This is a genomic window from Pseudomonas plecoglossicida NBRC 103162 = DSM 15088, from assembly GCF_000730665.1.
GTDB classification, from domain to species: Bacteria; Pseudomonadota; Gammaproteobacteria; order Pseudomonadales; family Pseudomonadaceae; genus Aquipseudomonas; species Aquipseudomonas plecoglossicida.
Genome location: NZ_BBIV01000058.1, coordinates 1 through 18,883 on the forward strand (window position 1 = coordinate 1; position 18,883 = coordinate 18,883).

Consider the following 18,883-nt stretch of genomic DNA (forward strand, 5'->3'; position numbering starts at 1 on the left):
GGCGATCGAGGGCGCAGCCCTCGCCAAGGCCACCAGTGTTGCGCCGCCTGCCACACCGCGCTTGCACATTCTTGCGGTTTTCTCACTCTGCCTGCTGCCACCCTGGTCCAGTAGCAGTACGATGGCCACGGAGGAATCGCCCATGACCCCGCTCAGCCAGTTGCAAGTGTTCAACGCCATGCACGCCTCGCCCCACGCCCGACTGGAGCTTAGCGCGCACCTGGGCGACGGTATGGCGGCGGCGTTGTGGAGTAACCGCGACGATGCCCGCGACTACCAGGCGCCCAGCCACCACACCTTGTCCTGCTACATCGCCGATGGCACCGGTACCCACCGCCGCCAACGCCCGGCAGACAAGGGCGCACCGGACAAGCTGTGCATCATGCCGGCCGGCCCTGAATCGAACTGGGTGGTCAACGGCTCGATCCGCCTGGCCCACCTCTACATCAGCGAGGCGCAGTTCGCCCTGGGCTGCGTGCGCCTGCTTGACCGCGAACCGCGGGAGCTGCAGCTTCAGGAGGCGACGTTTCTCGACGACCCGCAACAGTCGCTGCGCTTTCGCCAGCTGACCAGGCTGGACTGGGATGAACCCGCGGAGCGCTTGCTGGCCAGCAGCCTGGCTCACGAAATCGTCGATCACGCGGTGCTGAGCCAAGTGGGGCAGCGCCAGGGCCTGCGGCTGAAAGGCGGACTGGCGCCGAACCTGCGTCGGCAGTTGGTCGAGTACATCGAGGGGCACCTCGACCAGCCCATCACCCTCGGTGAACTGGCGCAGCACTGCAACCTCTCCGAGTACCACTTCGCGCGCATGTTCCGCAGCAGCTTCGGCCTGCCGCCGCATCAGTACCTGCTGGCGCGGCGACTGCAGCGTGCCTGCCAGCTGCTACGGCTGGGCGAGTTGCCGCTGGGGCAGGTCGCACTGTGGTGCGGTTTTGCCAGTGCCAGTCATTTCAGCAACCGCTTTCGCCAGGCCTTCGGCGCCACACCCGGCGACTACCGCGCAGCCTTCGGTCACGCCTGACAGCCACCTAGCGAACGACCACCAGCAACGGCCCCAGTACGAATTGCTACAGAAAATTTATTTTCAACAAGGGCTTGAATTCGTCCGTCAGTTGCCTGACCTTAGAGTCAAGAGGCGATGAATTTCCAGGTCCCTCAAGGGCCTAGGCACGCCTCCATGCGAGCAAGCTGAATAAGGATTGAATCATGCAAATCCAGGTCAACAGCAGCAACCATATCGAAGGCAACATCCGTCTCAACGAGTGGATCCGCAGTACGCTGGAAGCCACGCTCGAACGTTACGAGGAAGACCTCACCCGCATCGAGGTGCACCTGCGCGACGAGAACGGTGCCAAGCCCGGTCCGCATGACAAACGTTGCCAGATGGAGGCTCGCCCCAAAGGCCACCAACCGATTTCCGTGACCCACACCGCCACCTCGCTGGACCAGGCAGTCGACGGTGCCGCCAGCAAGCTGAACAACGCGCTGGAACACTTCTACGGCAAGCTGCGCAGCAAGCGCGGCGTTCTGGAACTGAGTGATCCAGACGCCTGATCCACGCCCATGAACAACAACGCCCGGCATCTGCCGGGCGTTTTCGTTTGCACCGATCAATGGCCCTGAACCAACCTGGCGGTTGCCCGGTCAACTTCAGCAGTCCCTCTTTTCAGGCCACCCGCATGAACAATCCCTTCGACCAGATCAGCGCAGCCTTCGCCCCCGAGTTCCGGGTCAACCTGAGCATCGAGCGCCTGGACGGCAGCATCATGCTGACCCTGTCCGATGATGCCGGCGTGGTTGCCAAGCGCCTGATCACCTACGCCCAGCGCAATGACCCGGTGCGCCTGCAGCGGGTCATCGACAGCATTCGCCTGGGCTTGGCCATCGAACTGGGCCAGAACCCGCTGCAAGTGCTGGCCGCACTGACCCGCAAAGCAACTCCGGACGCAAGACCGTTCGCGGCGGTAAGCGTGACCAACTGATCGTCAGCCCAACGTCCCCAGCATTTGCCCGATCTCACGCTCCAGGTCCGACAGTCGCAAGCCAGCGACCCGGTGCTCGGAGGCGAAGGTGTCCGGTTTGTGGAACAGGCCGAACAAGCCCTGGTCGTAGGTCGGCTCCTCGTTCAGTTTCAGCCAGTGCATGGACTCTTCGACCAGCGTGCGGCTACGGACCACTGCGAGTTCGATGACATCGGCGACTTCGGTGACATGCACCGCGTCGGGGTCGAGCCTCAGCGCGTACTTGAGATGGGCATGGATCTGTTCGGTGGTGGCTCTCATTGTCGTCGTTCTCCTGCGGCCCTCATCGATCGCAACCCTGTGTCACGATGTTTTCCCGAGCGCCAGCCAGGATTCAACAGCGCGCAAGGCAGGCCCTGGCGCTAGATAGCTAGCCCCTTATTTGCCGTCTTCCACTTCCTTGCCGTTGGCATCCAGCACCTTGGTCGAGGGGTAGCGATACGAGGCGTAGCGCACCACCAGGATCGAGAACGCCAGCAGCAGGATGCCACCGCACAGGTACAACAGGCCCACATCCGGTGCCTTGTGGTGCGAGACATCGCCGATCAGCAGGCGCGTCAGTGCGGTGATCGCCACGTAGAGCAGGAAGCGGATCGGCATGTGGTTGGTCTTGAAGTAGATGCCGACCATCGCCCCCAATTCCAGGTAGATGAACAGCAGCAGGATGTCATCGACACTGACCCCGCCCTTGCCGAGCATGTCGAGGAAGGTCACCACCGCCGCGTAGGCAGTGATCGCGCCGATACCGAACAGCGCCAGGTAATGGAACCCCTCCACGCACAGATTGCCCAGCGAGTCGGCCGAGCCATGCAGGCCCTTGCGCAGCTTTTCAGCCCATTTGATGTTCACGATTTCCAGCTCCCCGATACGCCCTGAAGGATGATGCGCCAGCTCTGTGACGCTTGTGCCATGCAGTTAAAGGGCCAGGCCCTCGACTTGGAAGGCGACCGATTGCCGCAAGGCACCTGTGAGCCAGGCTTTTTTACGGCAGGGCTTGCGCCTGAGGCGTGACGCCATTACTGTATGCGCATACAGTAATCGTTCAACCAACCGCAAAAAGGCACAGAGGTGATGAATGGCCGTCGAAGTGGTGTACCGCAGCAGCCGCGACCCGGAGCGCTTGTTCATGGATAAGGCCGAAGCAGATCGTCACGACAAGATGCTCGAACTGGCCGAGCGCCTGGCCGAGGTGTTGCAGAAGGCGGTGCCTTCGCTGACCGACCAGCAGGTCGAGGAAGCCGGTATCTACATGGCCAAGAACCGCGACGTGTTCGCAAGGGCGTTCAAGAGCCAGCCGGATGCCTTGGCCGAGTTGCTGGAAGGCAACGCAGCAGAGTGACAGAAGTCTGCGCGACGCCTGTGGATGTGAGGGGTGGGTGTGGGAGCCGGCTTGCCGGCGATGAGGCCGGCTCAGGCAGAAGCCGGATGCTGGCTGTCAGGGCCCTATCGCCGCGGTTCGTCGCCACGGCAAGCCGGCTCCCACAAGGTGCATCGTGCCTTTCAAACCCTGTGAAATGTCAGCCGTACAGCAGCCGCTCGGCCAACATCTGCGCCACCCGCGCCGGCGAGCGCTTCTCGGCCTGAGCATGGGCGAACACTTCGGTCAGGCGTGACGGTATCCGCGCCAGGTGGGCGGTGATGGTCCCAAGCTCCTCACCACGGTGTTTCATCGCCACGTAGATCAACCCTCCGGCATTGATCACGTAATCCGGCGCATACAGGATCCCACGGGACTCCAGCTGATCCGCCACCTGCAAGGTGGTCAGCTGGTTGTTCGCCGCCCCCGCCACTGCCGCGCAACGCAGTTGCATCACGCTCTGGCCGGTGAGCACCGGCCCCACGCCGCAAGGCGCGAAGATGTCGCAGGGGGTGCTGATCAAGGCGTCGTTGGTCACCGGGTGGGCATTGAACTGCTCCACCGCCAGGCGTACCCGCCCAGGGTCAAGGTCGCTCACCAGCAGTTCCGCCCCCGCCGCGTGCAGTTGCTCGGCCAGGGCGTAGCCGACGTTGCCCAACCCTTGCACCGCCACCCGCAGGCCTTCGAGGTTGCCACTGCCCAGACGCGCCTGGGACGTCGCACGAATGCCGGCGAACACGCCCATGGCCGCATGCGGCGAGGGGTCGCCGGATGCCGTGGTGCTGGTGACATGGGGCGTGCTCTGGGCAATGCAGTCCATGTCCAGCGTCGAGGTGCCGCTGTCCACGGCGATGATGAAACGCCCCTGCAGGGTGTCGATGAAACGGCCAAATGCCTCGAACAGGGCAGCGCGGTTCTCCACGTGCGGGTTACGCATGATCACCGCCTTGCCGCCGCCCAGCGCCAGGCCAGCCAATGCCGCCTTGTAGCTCATGCCCTGGGCCAGGCGGATGGCATCGGTCATGGCGCTTTCGTCATCGGCATACGGCAGGTAGCGGCAGCCGCCCATGGCTGGACCCAGGTGCTCGCTGTGAATCGCCACCACGGCCTTGAGCCCGGTGGGCGGGTCGATGAACAGGTGCAACGACTGGGTACGGGTGCTTTGCATCAGCGCGAACATCGGCGGGCTCCCCATCGAGGTGCTCCTACCAGTATAGGCACGCGGCCATGGCTGGCGCGGCGGGCGGACCACTGGACGAATCACCGCGCCGCAGCTAATACTCAAGCGTATGTGGAGATGCCCCATGAACCCACGTAAAGCCTGCCTGACCTGCCTGGAACGCGAGCCTGTCGCCCTGCTGGAAGCCGCCTTGTGGATTGCCGTCGAGCACGACCGGAAGGTCGAGCCGGCAACTGCCCTGTCGACCTTGAATGACCTGCAGCATGAGATCAGCGCCAGGCTGCCCATGCTGCCACTGTGCGAACTGGCCCAGCCGCTGCTGCGTCAACTGAATGCGCTGGGTTTCCAGCAGGACGAATTTCACCCGTTGCGTCCACAGGCGGCGCTGTTGGACAAGGTGCTGCAACGCCGCCGTGGACAGCCACTGGCACTGGCCATCATCACCCTGGAGCTGGCCCGGCGCCTGTCGATTCCGCTGGAAGGGGTGGCTTTCCCGGGGCACTTTCTGCTTCGCGTACCCGGTGCCGATCACCTGCTCGATCCGTGCGGTGGCCGGCGTCTTTACCCCAATGATTGCCGCGATCTGCTGGCACGTCAGTTCGGCCCGCATGTGCCGCTTACCGCCGAGCACCTGCGCACGGCCAGCCCGACCCAGATGCTGCAGCGTTTGTCGCGCAACCTGCGCCAGCTGCATATCAGCAATGACAACCACCTGGCCGCGCTGGTCGATGCCGAGCGGGTCATGCAACTGGGCCCGGTGCAGGTCACCGACTACATGACCCGCGCGTCCCTGTACCAACACCTGGATTGCCCGCAGGCAGAGCGTTTCGACCTGGAGCATGCACTGCTGTTGACCGACGACCCGGTCCAGCGCCTGAAGCTGTCCGAACGCATCGGCAAGCTCCCAACGACGAACCGTTCGATTCACTGAGCGGGCGTGTCCACCTGGCAGGAGGGGTGTGCCTTGGCGAATGCCGGGTGCCCGGCCGCCAGTGCCGCCACCCGGCGAATGCGCGGGTATCCGCCGAGGTCGATGTTGAAACGCTCGGCTGCATACAGCTGCGGGATCAGGTAGACATCCGCCAGGCCCGGCTGGTCGCCGAAGCAGAAGCCCTGGTCGCCAATCAGTTGCTCCACCGCTGCCAGCCCCTGGCCGATCCAGTGGGCAATCCACTGGTTGACCTGCCCCTCGTCATGCCCCAGCTGGCGCAGCTGGTTGAGCACGCTGACGTTGTGCAAAGGGTGCACATCGCAACCGATGATCGCCGCCACGCCCCGTACCCTGGCCCGCGCCTCTGCGCCCGCCGGCAACAGCGCAGGCTGTGGACAAGCCTCTTCCAGGTACTCGATGATCGCTGGCGACTGCACCAGCAATTCACCGCCATCGGTCCGCAAGGCCGGTACCCTGCCCTGCGGGTTCACTGTCACGTAGTCGCTACCACGCTGCTCGCCCTTGAGCAGGTTGACCGGCAGGGCCTGGTAATCCAGGCCCTTGAGTGCAAGGGCGATACGCACCCGATAGGACGAGGTGGAACGGTAGTAGGTGTACAGCTCCATGGCCCTGCCCCCTCAGTTGGCTGCGACGATCTTGCCGCGGCATTCACCGAAACCGATGCTCGCCACGCCATCGCGCTGGCAGCGGGCACGCAGGATGATCTCGTCGCCGTCTTCGAGGAACTTGCGCAGCTCGCCGCTGGCCAGCTCCACCGGTTGCTTGCCGCCCACGGTGGTCTCCAGCAGGCTGCCGAAGGCATCTGGCGTGGCGCCGGACAACGTCCCAGAGCCGAACAGGTCGCCTGGTTGCAACTGGCAGCCGTTGACGCTGTGGTGGGCGATCAGCTGCGCCACCGTCCAGTACATGTTCAGGGTATTGCTCAACGCCAGGCGCTGGGCCGGCAAGCCCTGCTCGCGCATGCGCTCGGTCAGCAGCAGCACTTCCAGCTCGATATCGAACGCGCCCTTGGCCTGGTCGCGCGCATCCAGCAAGTACGGCAGCGGTTGCGGATCACCTTCCGGACGCGCCGGCTGGGCGCAGCGGAACGGTTCCAGCGCTTCGGCAGTCACCACCCAAGGCGAGATCGAGGTGATGAAGCTTTTCGACAGGAACGGACCCAGAGGCTGGTATTCCCACGCCTGGATGTCCCGCGCCGACCAGTCGTTGAGCAGGCACAGGCCGGCCAGGTGCTGCTCGGCCTCGGCAATCGCAATGGCCTGGCCCATGTCGTTGCCCTGGCCGATCCAGATGCCCAGCTCCAGCTCGTAGTCCAGCCGCGCGCAGGGGCCGAAGCTCGGCTCACTGTGGCCTGCCGGCAGCGTCTGGCCTTTCGGGCGGCGCACATCGGTGCCCGACGGGCGCAGGGTCGAAGCACGACCGTGATAGCCGATCGGCACGTACTTGTAGTTGGGCAGCAGCGGGTTGTCGGGGCGGAACAGCTTGCCGACGTTGGTAGCGTGCTGGATGCCCACGTAGAAATCGGTGTAGTCGCCTACCTTGGCCGGCATGTGCATCTGGCATTCGCTGGCCGGATACAGCGCCGCGTTCAGCACTGCCTGGTGCTCGCTGTGCTCGCCCAGCAGTGCCAGCAGGCGTTCGCGCAGGGCCACCCTGGCATTGCGGCCAAGGGCGAAGAAGGCGTTCAGGGCGCCGCCACGGGTCGCCTCGACGGCTGCCTTGACCTGGCCTTCGAACAACCCGGTGGCCAGCACGGCTTCCAGGTCGAGGATGGCGTCGCCGATGGCCACGCCACAACGCATCGCTTCACCCGGGCGGCTGAAGATGCCCAGCGGCAGGTTCTGCAGCGGGAAGTCGCGGTGCCCGTTGGCGTGCTCGACCCAGCTACGGGCGTTGGCGGTCTGGTTCATCGGTTATCTCCGGTTCGGGTTGAAGGTGCTCGGCAAGGTGGCCCAGCAACTGTCGTAGTCGGCCTGCAATTGCGGGCATTCGAGGGCCTGGTGGCTCGGACGCAGCACTTGGCTGGTCTCGAACATGAAGGCCATGGTGTTGTCGATCTTGTGCGGCGCAAGCTCTGCGGCGATGGCTTTTTCGCAGGTTTCGGCGTCGGGCCCGTGGGCGCTCATCACCCCGTGCAGCGAGGCACCACCCGGCAGGAAACCTTCAGCCTTGGCATCGTAGGCACCGTTGATCAGCCCCATGAATTCGTTCATCAGGTTGCGGTGGAACCACGGTGGACGGAAGGTGTTTTCCGCCACCATCCAGCGCGGCGGGAAGATCACGAAGTCCATGTTGGCCAAGCCGTGCACGCTGGTCGGCGAGGTGAGCACGGTGAAGATCGACGGGTCCGGGTGATCGAAGCTGACCGTGCCCAGGGTGTTGAACCGGCGCAGGTCGTACTTGTAGGGCACGTTGCTGCCGTGCCAGGCAACCACGTCCAGCGGCGAATGCTGCAGCTCGCAGGCCCAGTGCTCGCCGAGGAACTTCTGTACCAGCTGCACCGGCCCCTGGACTTCCTCGTAGTGCGCCACCGGGGTGAGGAAATCACGCGGATTGGCCAGGCCGTTGCTGCCGATGGGACCAAGGTCCGGCAAGCGCAGCGGCGCGCCATGGTTTTCCGCGATGTAGCCGCGCGCCTGGCCATCGAGCAACTCGACGCGGAACTTCATGCCCCGCGCAATCACCGCAATTTCCAGCGGCTCGACATCCATCACGCCAAGCTCCGTGGCAATGCGCAGGCGACCTTGCTCGGGCACCAGCAGCAGTTCGCCGTCGGCATTGAAGAACACCCGCTCCATGGAGCGGTTGGCGCGATAGATGTAGATGCTCACCCCTGCCGGTTTGTCGGCGGCCGAGTTGGCCACCATCGGCAGCCAGCCTTCGATGAAGTCGGTCGGCTCGCTCGGGACAGGTTGCGGGCTCCAGCGCAAGCGATTGGGTGTGACCGCGCCCAGCGGGCCGCCGAGCGGCTGGCGCTCCAGGCGCTCGAAGCGCGGGTGCAGTGCAGAGGGGCGGATGCGGTACAGCCAGGTGCGGCGCAGTTCGCTGCGGGTCATGGTGAACGCCGTTCCCGACAGTAGCTCGGCATACAGCCCATAGGGGGCCTTCTGCGGCGAGTTCTGCCCGATGGGCAATGCGCCGGGCAAGGCTTCAGTGGCGAATTCGTTGCCGAAACCGCTCAAGTACTGAAGGTCGGGGGACGTGTCGCTGTTCATCGAAGCCTCCGGGTTTTGTTTTTATCGTAATCAGATTACGAATAACGTAATTTGCTCCCCGCATGGCGTCAAGCTATAAAGGCGCGACTCGACGAATCCGGAAGTGCTCCCCAATGGCCAAAGCCAGCTCCCCCACCGACACCGGCAAGCAGAAGGTCCGCTCGGCGGAAGTCGGCACCGACATCCTCAAGGCCCTCGCCGAGCTGTCCCCTTCCACCTCGTTGTCGCGGCTGGCCGAACATGTGCAGATGCCGGCGAGCAAAGTGCACCGCTACCTGCAGGCGCTGATCGCCAGTGGTTTTGCCGAACAGGATGCGGCCACCAACCACTACGGGCTGGGCCGAGAAGCCTTGCGCGTGGGCTTGGCGGCGCTGGGCAGCATCGACGTGCTGAAGGTGGCTGCGCTGCCGCTGTCGCAACTGCGCGACGAACTCAACGAGAGCTGCTTCATCGCCGTGTGGGGCAACCAGGGGGCGACGGTGGTGAGCATCGAGCCTGCGGTGCGGGCAGTCACCGTGGTAACCCAGATCGGCTCGGTACTGCCGCTGCTCAGTTCGTCCACCGGTCTGGTGTTCGCCGCCTACCTGCCCGAACGCGAAACCGTGGACCTGCGCGACCGTGAACTGGCCGCCATGCAGCACACCGCCAACGACTACCAACCTCTGCTGGCCGGCATTCGCGAGCGCGGCCTGCACCATGTGCATGGTCTGCTGATGCCGGGCGTGGATGCACTGTCGGCACCGGTGTTCAATGCCCTGGGCCAGATCGCCGCGGTGATGACCGTGGTCGGGCCGACGTCGATCTTCCATGCCGACGAGCATGGGCCGGCGGCGCAGCGGCTGCTGGCGGCTACACGAGAGGCCAGCTGGCGCATGGGCCATTCGGTACAGGCGTGAAGCGCCCATCGACACTGTTGCCCGAAACGTAAAGGTGAATGTCACAAGCCGCTATTTTTCCAACAGGATCAAGCGCTTATTCTTGACTCACTGGCCGGCATGAAAGGCACTACCCCCCCGCCTTTCAGGCCCGCGAGGTTCACCGACGTAGATTTTGAAGCTCCTTGATCTGACGTCTCGATTGGCCGCTGCGTTTGCAGCGGCCTTTTTTTGCCTGGCGCCCAGTAACGGCGTTTCAGGACCAGGCGACCTTCTGCGGCTGTAAGCTCGGACGCTGCTCACGAAAAGCCAGGTAATGGCGCAGGACCTGCATCGGGGCCTCGGTGTGCGGGTAGTGGCCAATGCCGTGCAGCTGCACCGTGTCAGGGTTGGGCACCAGTTGCCGATAGCGCTCGACCGTGCGCGCGCCCGAGAGGGGATCGACCACGCCATTGATCAAGCGCAGCGGTACTCCCGCACGCTGCAGGGCGCCGACCCAGCGCTCACGATAAGCCCTGCGCTCCGGCACGAAGCTCACCAGCTTGTGCAGGATGCGTGTCCCGCACTGTGCCGCTATCAGGCTCCAGCAATCGTCCAGCGCGCTTTCACTGGGGTGCGTGCAAGGCCCATAGATCTGGGTGACATTGCGCACCAGGTCACCACGCCGGAACGAGCGGCCGACCAGCCAGCCCAGCCGGCTGAGCAACAGTTTCTGGATCAGCAGCACCTGGCAGCTTTCAGGGAACAGGCCGCTGTTGAGGAATACGCAACTGGCGATCTCGGCACGTTGTTCATGGTGGCGCGCCAACAGTTCCTGGGCCACGCTGCCACCATAGTCATGAGCCAGCAGGTGCACCGGCCCTTCTACCTTGAGATGGGTCAGCAGGGCCTGTTGCAGGTCGGCTTGCTCGATCAGGCTATAAGCATGGTCGACGGGTTTGGCCGAATCGCCGAAACCAAGCATGTCGCAGGCGATCAGCCGAAAACGCTGGGTCAATGGCGCCCACAGGTAGTGCCAATCCCAACTCGCGGTCGGGAATCCATGCAGAAGCAGCAGGGGCTCTCCTTGCCCTGCGGTCCAGTAGCGGATGCTCTGGCCCCGGAAAGTGAAACTCTGTCCCCGGGTACGCCAGACGCACAATGGAATCTCGGCCAATGGCATCGTATTCGTCCCGGTTGTCTAGGTGTTGACGGTGTTGGGCAAGGCTGCGGTCATTGCAAGTCACCTCGGCACTTACTTGTGCTCTCTTTGTCGAGGATGAGTCTAGTCAGCCACCTTGCGAGTGAAACTTGCGTTGCCAGCCAGCTTGTTGACCGAGCGAGCCACTGGCACGAACGGTCACAGCAGCATCGTCAACAGCGGCGCTGCAAACAGGTTGAGCAAGCCGGTCAGGACCATGACCAACCCCGCCACGGAACCTTCTTCACGGCCCACCTCATGGGCCCGGCTGACCCCGGCGCCATGCGCGCCGACACCGAACAACGCGCCCCGTGCCAGCGCGCTGCGCAGCGGCAGCCAACGCAGCAAGGCACCGCCAAACAGGGCACCGAGCACGCCGGTGAACATGACGAACACGGCCGTCAGCTCCGGTACGCCACCCAGGTCATGGGCCAGCGGCATGGCAAATGGTGTAGTGATCGAACGTGGCACCAGCGACAGGCTGGTCGCGGTGTCCAGCGCCAGCAGGTGTGCCAGGCCCCAGGAGCTGGCGATCGATGCCGCACTGCCCGCCAGCATGCCGATCAGCAATGCCGGCCAGTCCCGGGCGAGCATCGCCCGTTGTTGCCAGATCGGTACCGCGAAAGCCACCGTCACCGGCCCCAGCACACTCATCAGCCAGTGGGTATTGCGGGCATATTCGGCATAGGCGGTGTGCAACGGCACAGCCACCGCCAGCAGCAGGGCGGGCACGAAGATCAGCGGCGATACCAGGTAACGCCCGCTACGCCGGTACAGCCAACGGCTGCCCAGGTAGGCCAGCACGGTCAGCGCCAGCCAGAACATCGGCATGGGCTCAAGACTCATGGCGCAACCTCCAGCGGCACACGATCTCGACAGTCACGGCGGTGACCACCATGACCATCAGGGTACTCACGGCGATCACCAGAAGGATGCGCCAGCCCTCTTCACGCATCAGCGTGCCGTAGTCGAGCAGGCTCATCAGCGCGGGAATGAAGAACAGCAGCATTTCGGCCATCAGCCAGCCAGCGCCCAGTTGCAAGGTGGCCGGCTTGACCACGCCGCCGGCGAACAGCAGCAGAAGCACAGCCAGGCCCATCACCCCAGCCGGGATGGGCCACTCCAGCCAGCCGGCCAGCTGGCCACCGAACCAGAACAAGGCCAACAGGACCGCCAGCTCGGCAAGCAGGCGCAGGGGCTTTTTCAATAACGCGGGTTTCATGGGGGAGTCCTCGACAGGCCTACATTCTAGAATTCGGCTGCCTAGGCCAGAAGCGAATTGTTAGACTGATCACCATTCCATAATGGAATTCAGATGATGGAATTCAAACAGCTTCGCAGCTTCATCGAAGTGGTACAGCGCGGCGGCTTCACCCAAGCTGCGCAGACGCTGCACATCAGTCAGTCGGCGGTGAGCAAGCAGGTAGCCCAGCTGGAACAGGCGCTTGGCCAGCCATTGCTGGAACGGCAAGCTTCGCATCTACTCCTGACCGCTGCCGGGCGTATCGTGCTGGAGCGCGGCGAGGCACTGCTGCGCCAACGCCAGGCATTGCTCAACGAACTGGACGACCTCAGCCAGATGGAGCGCGGCGAACTGCGCCTGGGCTTGCCGATGCTGGGCAGCGATGCCTTGTTCGCCGGCTTGTTCGCCGAGTACCGGCGGCGCCACCCGAACATTTCCATTCAACTGCTCGAAGGTGGCAGCCGAACGGTCGAACAGGCCGTGCACAGTGGTGAGCTTGAGCTGGGAGGCAGCCTGACACCCAGCGATCCGGCATTCGAACACCAGCCGTTCTGCAATGAACCGCTGGATGCCTTGCTGCCGACCGGGCATCCGCTGGCAGGGCAGCAAGAGGTCGAACTGAAGCAACTGGCCGATACACCCTTTCTGCTGTATCAGCGCAGCTTCGTGCTCAATGACCGGCTGCTCAAGGCTTGCCAGCAGCAGGGTTTCACGCCCAGGGAAGGTGGACGCAGTGGCCAGGCGGATTTCCTGGTGGCGCTGGTGGCGGCGGGCCAGGGCGTGGTGTTGCTGCCACGGGTAGTGGCGAAGGCGCTGGAGCGCCCTGGAGTTGTGCGTCTGTCGTTGAACGCGCCGGAGGATCTTCGCTGGGACATTGCGTTCATCTGGCGGCGGGGCGCGTATCTGTCGCGGGCGGCCCAGGCTTGGCTGGAACTGGTGCGGGTGGGGTCGGGTGGCAAGGAGTAGGTTGCGGGCTTGCCGGCGATGAGGCCGGTACAGGCAAAGCACATTCTCAGCCCTTCAAAGCCTGGGCAAACGCCGCCAACCAAGGCTCGGCATCGGTCTCCGGGGTCACCGTCTCGCTGGCATCGAGCCTGAGCATCGGCTGCACTTCCACCACGCCCAGTTCGCCGAACAGCTCGCGCATCTGCTCGCCACCGCCACAATAGGTATCGCCGTAGCTCGAGTCGCCCAGGGCGATCACCCCACCCGGCAAGCCGCGCCAGGCTGCCGGCAAGGTGTCCCGGATGGTGCTGTACAGCGGCATCAGGTTGTCCGGCAGTTCGCCCATGCCAGTGGTCGATGTCACCGCCAGCAGCGCTTGGGGAGCAAAGCCTTCAAGATCCTGTTGGGTGGCGCGGGCAGCATGCCAGGCTTCGAAGCCGGCAACCTTGAGCAGGGACTCGGCGTGGCGGGCGACTTCTTCTGCGGTGCCGTACACCGAGCCGGAAATAATGGCGACTTTCATCGGGGAGAGGATTCCGAAACTGAGTGAAAACGTAGGATACTAGCATTCGGCGCTGGCAAAAGGCCGCCTCTACCAAAATCCTCTTTCCGCTCGATGAACCGGACATGATCAACGCGCAACTGCTGCAATCCATGGTCGATGCTTCCAATGACGGGATCGTGGTCGCCGAACAGGAAGGCGATGACACCATCCTGATCTACGTGAATGCGGCGTTCGAACACCTGACCGGCTACAGCCGCGATGAAATCCTCTACCAGGATTGTCGTTTCCTGCAGGCCGACGATCGCGACCAACTGGGCCGCGCACGCATCCGCAAGGCCCTGGCGGAGGGCCGCCCGTGCCGCGAAGTGCTGCGCAACTACCGCAAGGACGGCAGCGCTTTCTGGAACGAGCTGTCGATCACCCCGGTGAAAAGCGACGGTGACCAGCGCACCTATTTCATCGGCATTCAGAAAGATGTCAGCCGCCAGGTCGAACTGGAACGTGAACTGGCCGAACTGCACGCTCGTCGCAATTTCGACCAGCGCTTGTGAACCAAACGCTTGCGACACGGTCAATCCCGTTGAAGAAATCGTCACCTCCGAGTTCGATCATGCAAGCCGATGCGCTTCTTACCCAGGACGAGCTGGATTTCATCCAGGACATGCAGCATTCCCCGCAGTTGAACCTGGCCGACCCGATGTCGAGCCTGCTGGTCAACGGCGACCACCGCATTCAATCGTTGCTGACCCGCCTGGTCGCCAACGAGCAGGTCACCTTGCAGGCGCAGTTCAACAACCAGCAGATCAGCTTCCCGTTGCAGCTGGTGAAAGACGAATTTCACGCCGTGCACCTGCAGATCGGCTCACCGGAAATCTACGAAGACGGCCCGATGCTGCGCCCGTGGCGCCTGTCGATGGACCAACCCAGTGCCCTGCTGGATGCTCAGGGCCAGGCCAGCGGCCTTTTGGTGCGTGATATTTCCTTCAAAGGTACGCTCGTGGAAGTCCGCGACCTGGCCAAGGCCCCGTCGCATTTCGACCTGCAGTTCGCGCCGGGAGGGACCGCACCGATTACCCTGCACGGCAGGTTGCGTCGGCGTATCGGCCCTGACCTGGCCGCCTACGACCTCAGCCGCAGCTCCGCCGAGGAAGTCGAGCGCCTGCGCGAGTACATCCTCCAGGCCCATCGCCAGGCGCACCCGGAACTGCACGCTCAGGTGTCGAGCTGACCGGCCAGGTACTGCCGCAAGCGCCTGCGCATCAACTCGCTCTGCGCACCGAGACAGGCCACCAGACTGCCGGCCAGGCTTTCCTGGGCCAGTTCGGCGGCCTCGCCCGCCAGCAACAATGGGCAACGCAGGCTGACTGCCAAACGGCTGAGTCGCTTGCCTGTGTCAAGGGTCAGTGAGCGATTGGAGAACAACACCACGGCATCCGGCAGCAGGCGCTCACTGACCAGTGCCAGTTCTTCCAGCGATTGCCCCGGCATCAGCGGGGTCACTCCCACATCATCGCTCGCCAGCAGCAATCCATTCACCAGCAGCTCCAGCTCAAGGCATTGCCCAGGCAACGGCGCCAGCAGCACGTGACGGCCGCGTCGCTGACGTGACAGCTGCAAACGCGTGAACACCCGGCCCCGCAGGAACTGGTCGAGGAACAGCCATTCACTGGTGTGACCATAGACCGCCTGCTTGGCGGCCATATCGTGCCAGACAGGCATGAATACATCGGCGAACACCTGGTCCAGGGTAATGGCTGCAAAGACCTGATCGAACAACCGATCCAGGGCTGCGTCATCGAAACGCTGCACGGCGTCGCGCAACTGTGCCTGCCAGCCACTGGCAGTGTCGCTCGCCAGGCTGCCCTGCCCTTCGGCCTGTTCACGAACCAGAATACTGCCGACCTTGCTGATCGCGACACCACGCTCGAGCCAGCCGAGGATGCGAAGGATTTCGTCGATATCCGCCTGGGAATACAAGCGATGGCCGCTGTCAGTGCGAGTTGGCTGGATCAGCCCGTAGCGGCGTTCCCAGGCGCGCAGGGTCACGGCATTCACGCCGGTAATGCGGGAAACTTCACGTATCGGAAATAACTCGTGGTGAGCCCCACGCCGCTCGATTTCCGAAGCACGTCCCTGTTTGTTCATCAGCACTGTGTAACCTGTACACGGAAGTCGAACGCGCATTCTACTACGTCATTACCTGCCGCAGCACTGCGACCGTTTGCATACGTTTTTGACGAAAATGTCGAGTTCGCGCCCAATTCTTGCATGCACGCTTGCGTCGCCCACCACCCCGGGCGCCGCAGCCACAGGGGCCAGCTACCCGCCAGCCCCGCCGCCAGGAGATACACGATGTCTACCCCACCCGTCACCCTGATGGTGTCGCGCCGCGCCGCTCACGGCCGCTACCAGGACCTGCTGGCCTGGCTGCACGAAGGCGAGCATCTGGCCACCGACTTCCCCGGCTACCTCGGTTCGGGCATCTTCGCCCCACCTCGCGACTGCGACGAATTCCAGATCATTTTCCGTTTCAGCGACGAGCCCACCTTGCATGCCTGGGAGCACTCGGCTTCGCGTCAGGCCTGGTTGCAGCGCGGCAATGGCCTGTTCGAACGCCCCAAAGAGAGGCGCGTCAGCGGCATCGATGACTGGTTTGGCACCAATACGGTGCAAAAATCCGCCGCGCTGGAAACAGGCAGTGGCCATCTGGCTGGCATTCTTCCCGGTTTCGCTGCTGTTCAACCTGTTGTTCGGCCATTTGCTCGCAGGGCTCGAACTGGTGCCGCGCGTGCTGCTCAGCACCCTGGCCCTGACACCGGTGATGGTCTACCTGTTCATCCCCCTCTCCACCCGCCTGCTGGCCAGCTGGCTGCATGCCGCGCCAGCGCCAGGCACCGCCCTGCGCGGCCGCTAGGCCGGGGCTACAAGAGGGAAACAGTTCGGGTATGCTGGGCGGCAACGACAGGACAGACAAGTTGACCGCCCGCACATGAACAGCCCCATTCTCATTACCGGAGCCAGCCAGCGCGTCGGGCTGGCCCTGGCCCTTGAGCTGGCACAGGCCGGCCATACCGTAGTCAGCGCCAGCCGCAGCGTCCAGGCGCAGTCGGCGCACCCGAACATCGTGCAGTTCCAGGCCGACCTCTGCCAGGCAGGAGACCGCCAGGCATTGATCGACTTCCTGCAGCATCGCTACGACGGCCTGCGCGCGATCATCCACAACGCCTCGCTGTGGCTCGACGACGGCCTGGACAACCTCGACACCATGTTCCGCCTGCACGTCGAAGCGCCGTACCACCTCAACCTGGCCCTGGGTGATCAGCTGGCCAAGGTCGACAAGGCCGACATCATCCATATCTGCGACGAAACCTCCTCGCGCGGCAGCAAGAGCCATATCGGCTATGCCGCGACCAAGGCCGCGCTGCAGAACATGGTGTTGTCGTTCGCCGAAAAGTACGCGCCCAAGGTACACGTCAACGGTATCCTGCCGGGCCTGCTGATCCTCAAGGAGGACGGCGACGAAGCCTACCGCCAGCAGACCCTGAAAAAGGCCCTGCTGGAATTCGAACCCGGCGCCGGGCCGCTGATCGAGACGGTCAAGTACCTGCTCGCCAGCCAGTACAGCACTGGCAGTCAGGTGGTCATCAATGGTGGCCGCCACCTGAAGAATCGCATGACCTGAGAGAATCCTCATGACCCCGCAAGAGCAACTCGAACTCGAAGCCGCCGCCTTCCGGCGGCTGGTCGAACACCTGCAGAAACGCACCGATGTACAGAACATCGACCTGATGAACCTGTCGGGTTTCTGCCGCAACTGCCTTTCCAAGTGGTACAAGGCCGCCGCCGACGACCGCCAGCTCGACGTCAGCCTCGATGATGCCCGCGAAGCGGTGTACGGCATGCCTTACGCCGAGTGGAAAGCCCAATACCAGAAAGAAGCCAGCGCCGAGCAACAGGCGGCGTTCGAAAAAGGAAAACCCCGTGACTGACCTGAACACCCTGCGCGCCAGCCTGGCCAGCGGCCAACACGTCTTTGCCGACACCCTGGCGTTCGTTGCCGCCCACTACAGCTACCAGCCACAAGCCTTCGACAACGGTGGCGTGGAAAACGCCGCCGGGCAGAACGAAGGTTCGTGCAAGACCCTGGGCCTGGCCCTGCTGGAAAGCCTGAGCGACCAGGAGGCCCTGCTGGCCTTCGGCGAGCATTACCGCGATGTGGTGGCCACGCCCGAAGGCACTGACCATGGCAATATCCGTGCATTGATCAAGCATGGGCTGGCGGGTGTGAAATTCGCCGAGCTGCCGCTTTCGCGCAACGCCTGATTGCAAGGGGCCGCTTCGCGGCCCTATCGCTGGCAAGCCAGCTCCCACAGGATTGCGGTCGACCCAGTACTTGTGGGAGCCGGCTTGCCGGCGATGAGGCCGGTAGGCACCATCAGCTGATGATCTGCCCCGGCCCGCCCGCCAACACCCTGCCGCGCTGCAACCATTCCAGAGCCACTGGCCACAGGCTGGTACGGAATCGGTCATGGAAGAACGCGAAATGGCCAATTTCCTCGACCGAGATATCCACAGGTGCAATCCGCAGATGCTGTCGCTCGGCAACCTGAAGGTAACCCAGTAAACGCTCGGTCGCTGCCACAGTGCCGAACGGATCGTCGGTCAGGCTGATCGCCAGGGTCGCTGCACGTACCCGGGCAAAGGGCAGCTCTTCCAGGCTGCGGCCACTGGGCCGGTGCTCATAGCGCGGGGTCCGGGTGGTCCAGTCATGCACCACGCCTGCCGGGGTATCTTCCATCCAGCCCAGGCGCTTGCCGGGGAAGTAACCGAACGCACGGGTCAGCAGCGGCATCACCACATGCCACTTGCCCAGCAGCCGCCAGCGCTGCTGCGCCGCATAGTCGCGCCAGTAGGCGAACTGCGCGCCCACCATAAGCACCCGCCGAACCTGTCCGGCAGACGGCGCCAGGCCCACCGCGCAACCACCGAAGCTATGGCCCACGACATCCACCGGCTGGCCGGGAAATGCCTGCGCCGCATGCGCCAGCATGGCCTCGAAATCCAGCCGCCCCCAGTCGCTCCAGGAAGCCTGGAAGCCACGCAGCGACGGTGGCCGCGACTCGCCGATGCCACGGTAGTCGTAGGTCAGCACGTCACAACCCTGGGCGAACAGGTAGTCGGCAAAACGGGCGTAATAACGGCAGCGCACTGAAGTGGCGGCATTGATGATCACCAGCGGGCGCTGGGAACTGGCCTGGGCGTGGCGCCAGCAGAAGCCGCCGAGGCTGTAGCCGTCGGCTGTGGTCTGGCGAAATGGGGTGGCCGGCTGGGTGAGGCTGCTCATGGCGCGCGTTCCTGTTGTTGTGCGCCAACGCTAGCAAAAAAAGTGTTGCCTGTACCGGCCTCATCG

At 63.8% G+C, this 18,883-nt stretch carries 24 protein-coding genes and 1 pseudogene; 13 read left to right on the forward strand and 12 right to left on the reverse strand.

Annotation, left to right across the window (positions count from 1 at the left end; all coding sequences use genetic code 11):
* The first annotated feature begins 142 nt into the window (after positions 1–142).
* From PPL01S_RS22585 to PPL01S_RS22595, 3 genes are all read left to right on the forward strand, one after another.
* A complete protein-coding gene (locus PPL01S_RS22585; protein ID WP_028626172.1) occupies positions 143–1,021 on the forward strand; it encodes a helix-turn-helix domain-containing protein in 879 nt (292 codons plus the stop codon).
* A gap of 185 nt (positions 1,022–1,206) precedes the next feature.
* Entirely contained in the window at positions 1,207–1,554 is a 348-nt protein-coding gene (locus PPL01S_RS22590; protein WP_028626173.1) for an HPF/RaiA family ribosome-associated protein, read from the forward strand.
* A gap of 125 nt (positions 1,555–1,679) precedes the next feature.
* Entirely contained in the window at positions 1,680–1,982 is a 303-nt protein-coding gene (locus PPL01S_RS22595) for a DUF3509 domain-containing protein (protein WP_028626174.1), read from the forward strand.
* A 3-nt stretch (positions 1,983–1,985) separates the two neighbouring features.
* Here PPL01S_RS22595 and PPL01S_RS22600 read toward each other — a convergent pair whose 3' ends face one another.
* Positions 1,986–2,282, reverse strand: coding sequence for a hypothetical protein (locus PPL01S_RS22600; protein WP_016395443.1), 297 nt, complete (start codon positions 2,280–2,282; stop codon positions 1,986–1,988).
* Between the two features lie 117 nt (positions 2,283–2,399).
* The gene (locus PPL01S_RS22605; RefSeq protein ID WP_016395442.1) at positions 2,400–2,870 is read right to left on the reverse strand and encodes a phosphate-starvation-inducible protein PsiE; all 471 of its coding nucleotides are present in this window, start codon (positions 2,868–2,870) and stop codon (positions 2,400–2,402) included.
* A gap of 226 nt (positions 2,871–3,096) precedes the next feature.
* On the opposite strand from PPL01S_RS22605, the gene PPL01S_RS22610 reads away from it, so the two are divergent.
* Complete coding sequence (locus PPL01S_RS22610; RefSeq protein ID WP_016395441.1) at positions 3,097–3,360, forward strand: YebG family protein; 264 nt, start codon at positions 3,097–3,099, stop codon at positions 3,358–3,360.
* A gap of 178 nt (positions 3,361–3,538) precedes the next feature.
* On the opposite strand, the gene PPL01S_RS22615 is transcribed toward PPL01S_RS22610, so the two are convergent.
* Positions 3,539–4,558 carry a Glu/Leu/Phe/Val dehydrogenase family protein gene (locus tag PPL01S_RS22615; RefSeq protein WP_016395440.1) on the reverse strand — a complete coding sequence of 340 codons (1,020 nt, stop codon included), beginning with the start codon at positions 4,556–4,558 and terminating at the stop codon, positions 3,539–3,541.
* A 124-nt stretch (positions 4,559–4,682) separates the two neighbouring features.
* Here PPL01S_RS22615 and PPL01S_RS22620 point away from each other — a divergent pair, with 124 nt between their 5' ends.
* A complete protein-coding gene (locus PPL01S_RS22620) occupies positions 4,683–5,489 on the forward strand; it encodes a SirB1 family protein (RefSeq protein ID WP_016395439.1) in 807 nt (268 codons plus the stop codon).
* On the opposite strand, the gene maiA is transcribed toward PPL01S_RS22620, so the two are convergent.
* Genes maiA through hmgA form a run of 3 tightly spaced genes read right to left on the reverse strand, consistent with a single transcriptional unit; the run spans position 5,483 to position 8,725 of the window.
* Positions 5,483–6,115, reverse strand: a complete 633-nt coding sequence (maiA, locus tag PPL01S_RS22625; protein WP_016395438.1) for a maleylacetoacetate isomerase — start codon at positions 6,113–6,115, stop codon at positions 5,483–5,485. The genes PPL01S_RS22620 and maiA overlap by 7 nt on opposite strands.
* Positions 6,116–6,127: 12 nt before the next feature.
* Positions 6,128–7,420 carry a fumarylacetoacetase gene (gene fahA, locus PPL01S_RS22630; protein ID WP_028626175.1) on the reverse strand — a complete coding sequence of 431 codons (1,293 nt, stop codon included), beginning with the start codon at positions 7,418–7,420 and terminating at the stop codon, positions 6,128–6,130.
* A 3-nt stretch (positions 7,421–7,423) separates the two neighbouring features.
* Positions 7,424–8,725, reverse strand: a complete 1,302-nt coding sequence (gene hmgA, locus PPL01S_RS22635; RefSeq protein ID WP_016395436.1) for a homogentisate 1,2-dioxygenase — start codon at positions 8,723–8,725, stop codon at positions 7,424–7,426.
* Positions 8,726–8,838: 113 nt separating this feature from the next.
* On the opposite strand from hmgA, the gene PPL01S_RS22640 reads away from it, so the two are divergent.
* Complete coding sequence (locus PPL01S_RS22640) at positions 8,839–9,621, forward strand: IclR family transcriptional regulator (RefSeq protein ID WP_016395435.1); 783 nt, start codon at positions 8,839–8,841, stop codon at positions 9,619–9,621.
* Between the two features lie 235 nt (positions 9,622–9,856).
* Here the strand turns inward: PPL01S_RS22640 and PPL01S_RS22645 are convergent, their stop codons facing one another.
* From PPL01S_RS22645 to PPL01S_RS22655, 3 genes are all read right to left on the reverse strand, one after another.
* Positions 9,857–10,762 (reverse strand): alpha/beta fold hydrolase, encoded by a 906-nt coding sequence (locus PPL01S_RS22645; protein WP_016395434.1) that lies wholly within the window; start codon positions 10,760–10,762, stop codon positions 9,857–9,859.
* A 177-nt stretch (positions 10,763–10,939) separates the two neighbouring features.
* Entirely contained in the window at positions 10,940–11,626 is a 687-nt protein-coding gene (locus PPL01S_RS22650) for an LrgB family protein (protein WP_028626176.1), read from the reverse strand.
* Positions 11,616–12,002, reverse strand: coding sequence for a CidA/LrgA family protein (locus PPL01S_RS22655; protein ID WP_016395432.1), 387 nt, complete (start codon positions 12,000–12,002; stop codon positions 11,616–11,618). Before PPL01S_RS22655 ends, PPL01S_RS22650 begins: the two co-directional genes overlap by 11 nt.
* Before the next feature lie 96 nt (positions 12,003–12,098).
* Here PPL01S_RS22655 and PPL01S_RS22660 point away from each other — a divergent pair, with 96 nt between their 5' ends.
* Positions 12,099–12,989 (forward strand): LysR family transcriptional regulator, encoded by an 891-nt coding sequence (locus PPL01S_RS22660; RefSeq protein WP_028626177.1) that lies wholly within the window; start codon positions 12,099–12,101, stop codon positions 12,987–12,989.
* 46 nt (positions 12,990–13,035) lie between these two features.
* Here PPL01S_RS22660 and PPL01S_RS22665 read toward each other — a convergent pair whose 3' ends face one another.
* Positions 13,036–13,491 (reverse strand): flavodoxin, encoded by a 456-nt coding sequence (locus PPL01S_RS22665; RefSeq protein ID WP_028626178.1) that lies wholly within the window; start codon positions 13,489–13,491, stop codon positions 13,036–13,038.
* A gap of 104 nt (positions 13,492–13,595) precedes the next feature.
* On the opposite strand from PPL01S_RS22665, the gene PPL01S_RS22670 reads away from it, so the two are divergent.
* On the forward strand, positions 13,596–14,024 hold the full coding sequence (locus PPL01S_RS22670; protein WP_016395429.1) for a PAS domain S-box protein: 429 nt from the start codon (positions 13,596–13,598) through the stop codon (positions 14,022–14,024).
* A gap of 59 nt (positions 14,025–14,083) precedes the next feature.
* The gene (locus tag PPL01S_RS22675; RefSeq protein ID WP_028626179.1) at positions 14,084–14,701 is read left to right on the forward strand and encodes a hypothetical protein; all 618 of its coding nucleotides are present in this window, start codon (positions 14,084–14,086) and stop codon (positions 14,699–14,701) included.
* On the opposite strand, the gene PPL01S_RS22680 is transcribed toward PPL01S_RS22675, so the two are convergent.
* The gene (locus PPL01S_RS22680) at positions 14,686–15,618 is read right to left on the reverse strand and encodes a MerR family transcriptional regulator (protein ID WP_028626180.1); all 933 of its coding nucleotides are present in this window, start codon (positions 15,616–15,618) and stop codon (positions 14,686–14,688) included. The genes PPL01S_RS22675 and PPL01S_RS22680 overlap by 16 nt on opposite strands.
* 207 nt (positions 15,619–15,825) lie before the next feature.
* Between PPL01S_RS22680 and PPL01S_RS22685 the strand changes: the two are divergent.
* From PPL01S_RS22685 to PPL01S_RS22700, 4 genes and pseudogenes are all read left to right on the forward strand, one after another.
* Positions 15,826–16,387 (forward strand): annotated as a pseudogene (locus tag PPL01S_RS22685) (antibiotic biosynthesis monooxygenase).
* Positions 16,388–16,462: 75 nt separating this feature from the next.
* Entirely contained in the window at positions 16,463–17,155 is a 693-nt protein-coding gene (gene folM, locus PPL01S_RS22690) for a dihydromonapterin reductase (protein WP_028626181.1), read from the forward strand.
* Positions 17,156–17,165: 10 nt separating this feature from the next.
* Positions 17,166–17,462 (forward strand): DUF1244 domain-containing protein, encoded by a 297-nt coding sequence (locus PPL01S_RS22695; RefSeq protein WP_016395424.1) that lies wholly within the window; start codon positions 17,166–17,168, stop codon positions 17,460–17,462.
* On the forward strand, positions 17,455–17,796 hold the full coding sequence (locus PPL01S_RS22700) for a HopJ type III effector protein (protein ID WP_028626182.1): 342 nt from the start codon (positions 17,455–17,457) through the stop codon (positions 17,794–17,796). Before PPL01S_RS22695 ends, PPL01S_RS22700 begins: the two co-directional genes overlap by 8 nt.
* A gap of 112 nt (positions 17,797–17,908) precedes the next feature.
* Here PPL01S_RS22700 and PPL01S_RS22705 read toward each other — a convergent pair whose 3' ends face one another.
* Positions 17,909–18,817 (reverse strand): alpha/beta hydrolase family protein, encoded by a 909-nt coding sequence (locus PPL01S_RS22705; RefSeq protein ID WP_016395422.1) that lies wholly within the window; start codon positions 18,815–18,817, stop codon positions 17,909–17,911.
* Between the last annotated feature and the right edge of the window lie 66 nt (positions 18,818–18,883).

Excerpts from the sequence above, each read along its gene's own strand:
- PPL01S_RS22585 (WP_028626172.1), top strand. The coding sequence starts at position 143 with ATGACCCCGCTCAGCCAGTTGCAAGTGTTCAACGCCATGCACGCCTCG.
- PPL01S_RS22590 (WP_028626173.1), top strand. The coding sequence starts at position 1,207 with ATGCAAATCCAGGTCAACAGCAGCAACCATATCGAAGGCAACATCCGT.
- PPL01S_RS22595 (WP_028626174.1), top strand. The coding sequence starts at position 1,680 with ATGAACAATCCCTTCGACCAGATCAGCGCAGCCTTCGCCCCCGAGTTC.
- PPL01S_RS22600 (WP_016395443.1), bottom strand. The coding sequence starts at position 2,282 with ATGAGAGCCACCACCGAACAGATCCATGCCCATCTCAAGTACGCGCTG.
- PPL01S_RS22610 (WP_016395441.1), top strand. The coding sequence starts at position 3,097 with ATGGCCGTCGAAGTGGTGTACCGCAGCAGCCGCGACCCGGAGCGCTTG.
- PPL01S_RS22615 (WP_016395440.1), bottom strand. The coding sequence starts at position 4,558 with ATGTTCGCGCTGATGCAAAGCACCCGTACCCAGTCGTTGCACCTGTTC.
- PPL01S_RS22620 (WP_016395439.1), top strand. The coding sequence starts at position 4,683 with ATGAACCCACGTAAAGCCTGCCTGACCTGCCTGGAACGCGAGCCTGTC.
- maiA (WP_016395438.1), bottom strand. The coding sequence starts at position 6,115 with ATGGAGCTGTACACCTACTACCGTTCCACCTCGTCCTATCGGGTGCGT.
- fahA (WP_028626175.1), bottom strand. The coding sequence starts at position 7,420 with ATGAACCAGACCGCCAACGCCCGTAGCTGGGTCGAGCACGCCAACGGG.
- hmgA (WP_016395436.1), bottom strand. The coding sequence starts at position 8,725 with ATGAACAGCGACACGTCCCCCGACCTTCAGTACTTGAGCGGTTTCGGC.
- PPL01S_RS22640 (WP_016395435.1), top strand. The coding sequence starts at position 8,839 with ATGGCCAAAGCCAGCTCCCCCACCGACACCGGCAAGCAGAAGGTCCGC.
- PPL01S_RS22645 (WP_016395434.1), bottom strand. The coding sequence starts at position 10,762 with ATGCCATTGGCCGAGATTCCATTGTGCGTCTGGCGTACCCGGGGACAG.
- PPL01S_RS22650 (WP_028626176.1), bottom strand. The coding sequence starts at position 11,626 with ATGAGTCTTGAGCCCATGCCGATGTTCTGGCTGGCGCTGACCGTGCTG.
- PPL01S_RS22655 (WP_016395432.1), bottom strand. The coding sequence starts at position 12,002 with ATGAAACCCGCGTTATTGAAAAAGCCCCTGCGCCTGCTTGCCGAGCTG.
- PPL01S_RS22660 (WP_028626177.1), top strand. The coding sequence starts at position 12,099 with ATGGAATTCAAACAGCTTCGCAGCTTCATCGAAGTGGTACAGCGCGGC.
- PPL01S_RS22665 (WP_028626178.1), bottom strand. The coding sequence starts at position 13,491 with ATGAAAGTCGCCATTATTTCCGGCTCGGTGTACGGCACCGCAGAAGAA.
- PPL01S_RS22670 (WP_016395429.1), top strand. The coding sequence starts at position 13,596 with ATGATCAACGCGCAACTGCTGCAATCCATGGTCGATGCTTCCAATGAC.
- PPL01S_RS22675 (WP_028626179.1), top strand. The coding sequence starts at position 14,084 with ATGCAAGCCGATGCGCTTCTTACCCAGGACGAGCTGGATTTCATCCAG.
- PPL01S_RS22680 (WP_028626180.1), bottom strand. The coding sequence starts at position 15,618 with ATGAACAAACAGGGACGTGCTTCGGAAATCGAGCGGCGTGGGGCTCAC.
- folM (WP_028626181.1), top strand. The coding sequence starts at position 16,463 with ATGAACAGCCCCATTCTCATTACCGGAGCCAGCCAGCGCGTCGGGCTG.
- PPL01S_RS22695 (WP_016395424.1), top strand. The coding sequence starts at position 17,166 with ATGACCCCGCAAGAGCAACTCGAACTCGAAGCCGCCGCCTTCCGGCGG.
- PPL01S_RS22705 (WP_016395422.1), bottom strand. The coding sequence starts at position 18,817 with ATGAGCAGCCTCACCCAGCCGGCCACCCCATTTCGCCAGACCACAGCC.